This is a genomic window from Rhizobium sp. FKL33 (assembly GCF_005222915.1).
GTDB lineage: Bacteria > Pseudomonadota > Alphaproteobacteria > Rhizobiales > Rhizobiaceae > Rhizobium_E.
Map to the genome: position 1 here is coordinate 1 of NZ_STFX01000048.1, position 2,624 is coordinate 2,624.

Consider the following 2,624-nt stretch of genomic DNA (forward strand, 5'->3'; position numbering starts at 1 on the left):
TGCGTGTTTCACGAATTCCGGGACAGGGATTCCGGTAATTCGCGGACAGCGATTTCAGTAAATACGGGACAGTGCTTCCGCTAATTCCGGGACAGTCTCGGGCGTGGATTTAAGGTCGATTTTCGCAAGCGCCGTTCTGGCAGATTGGCTCCTCACCATCAGTTGAGAGGGGCTATGCCAAGACGGAAGCGAGCGAGACGAACGACAGTGAAAGATATCAGATCGATACTGCGGCTGACGCATGAGCAGGGCCTTTCGGTTTGCGCCATCTCGGAACGCCTCAAGATCAGCAAGACCTCGGTGGCGACATATCTGCTTCGCGCGAAGGAGACCGGACTTTTGGTCTGGCCATTGCCCGCGGGCCTTGATGATGACGCCGCGCTGGAGCGACATCTGTTCCGGCGCGTTGGCCGCCCGCCACAGGACCTGGTCGAACCGGATTGGCGGTCCGTATCCACTGAGTTGAAGCGCAAGGGCGTGACGCTGACGCTGCTGTGGCAGGAATACAGGGCGAGCCATCCCGAGGGCTACGGTTACACATGGTTCTGCGAGCGTTTTGCCGCCTTCGAACGCCGGGCTCACGCGACGTTCCGCAACCGTCATGAAGCGGGCGCGGTGATGCAGACCGATTACGCCGGCCATACAATCCCCATCATCGACCCCTCGACCGGCGTCATCCATTCGGCGCAGATCTTCGTGGCGGTGCTTGCCGCTTCGTCGCTGACATTCGCCTATGCCAGCTTCAGCCAGAAGCTGCCGGACTGGATCGAGGGCCAGGAACGCGCGCTGAGCTTCTTCGGCGGCGTCCCCAAAGCGATCGTGTGCGACAACCTGAAGGCGGGCGTCGCCAAGGCGCTGTGGTTCGAGCCGACGCTCAACGCCACCTTCGCCGCCATGGCTGAGCATTACGATACGACCATCCTGCCGACCAGAAGCCGTAAGCCCCGCGACAAGGCTAAGGTCGAGGGCGCGGTGCTGATCGTCGAGCGCTGGATAGTGGCGCGCCTCAGAAACCGGCGCTTCTTCAGTCTGGCCGATCTGAACGCCGCGATCTCGGCTCTGCTCGACGACTTGAACAACCGCCCGATGCGCCACGTCGGCAAGTCGCGCAGAGAGCTGTTCGATGAGGTGGAGAGAAAGGCGCTTGCGCCGCTGCCAGCAACGCCGTTCGACTATGCGGAATGGAAATCGGCGAAGGTCCATCCCGATTATCATGTCGAGGTCGACAAGACCTTCTACTCTGTGCCGCACCGCCTGATCGGCCGACAGGTCGATGTTCGTCTGACCCATCGGGTGGTCGAGATATTTATCGATCATACGCGGATTGCCAGCCATGTCAGGCGCTCTCAGCGATCCGGGCATGTCACGGTCAACGAGCACATGCCCAAATCCCACCAACGTTACGCCAACACGACGCCGGCATCGCTTTTGAACCAGGCGGCGAAGATCGGGGTGAACACCGCCATCCTGGTCGAGCGGATGATGCGCGATCGACCTCATCCCGAACAAGGATATCGCTCGGCCTTCGGCATTCTGTCCCTTGCTCGCCGTTACGAGACGGATCGCCTGGAAGCGGCGTGTGAGCGGGCGCTCACGATCAACTCCGTCACATATTCCTCTGTCGCCGCCATTCTCAAATCCGGTCTCGATCAGACCAAACCCCAGACCGCCCCGGCAAAACCCACCCCGCCGCACGCCAATATCCGCGGCGGCTCCTATTACCAGTGAAGAAGGAAAGACCCATGCTGACACATCCAACCCTCGATCAGATGCAGGCCCTTGGCCTGGCCGGAATGGCGACGGCCTATCGCGAACTCGCCGCTCAGAACAACAGCAGCGATCTCAGCCGCGACGAATGGCTCGGACTGATGCTCGATCGGGAAACGGCTCTGCGATCCGACAAACGCCTGAGCAACCGGCTTGCGGCTTCAAAACTCCGCTTTCCCGACGCCTGCATCGAGAACATCGACTTTGCCTCTCAGCGTGGCCTCGACCGCCGCAACACTCTGTCGCTTGCCCAAGGGGCATGGTTGAAGGCGCATGACAATATGATCATCACCGGCCAGACCGGCACGGGAAAAACCTGGCTCGCCTGCGCCTTCGGCCGCCAGGCTGCCCGGCTCGATCATTCCGTCCTGTATCTGCGCTGCCGCGTCTGTTCGAAGACCTTGGCCTTGCCCGGCTCGACGGCCGCTTTCCACGCTTGGTCGACAAACTCGCCCGCGTCCAGTTGCTTATCCTCGATGACTGGGGAACCCACACGCTCACGGACCAACAACGCCTCGACCTGCTGGAAATCTTCGAGGAGCGCTATCGCCGGAAATCGACGCTCATCACCGCGCAGTTTCCCGTCGCCCAGTGGCATGACATGATCGGAGAACCCACCATCGCAGACGCAATCCTCGATCGGATCATCCACAATGCGCACCGCATCACCCTTGAGGGAGACAGCATGCGACGGCAGAAAACACCATCCCACTTGACCGGCGCTGAAAACGGCGAAATCAATCGCGCATGACATCAACCAGGCAGGCGAAAATCGGCAACACCAGGCTGTCCCGGAATTAGTGAAACTGCTGTCCACGATTTAGTGAAACGACTGTCCCGTTCCGCCGAAATACGCA

Annotated in this window: 1 protein-coding gene and 1 pseudogene; both read left to right on the forward strand. The window is 60.4% G+C overall.

All coding sequences use genetic code 11. From position 1 onward, the window contains the following. Window positions 1-174: 174 nt before the first annotated feature. Window positions 175-1,728 carry an IS21 family transposase gene (istA, locus tag E8Q41_RS22675; RefSeq protein ID WP_137157847.1) on the forward strand — a complete coding sequence of 518 codons (1,554 nt, stop codon included), beginning with the start codon at window positions 175-177 and terminating at the stop codon, window positions 1,726-1,728. Window positions 1,729-1,742: 14 nt separating this feature from the next. Continuing rightward, a pseudogene (gene istB, locus E8Q41_RS22680) lies at window positions 1,743-2,518 on the forward strand (IS21-like element helper ATPase IstB). Window positions 2,519-2,624: the final 106 nt, after the last annotated feature.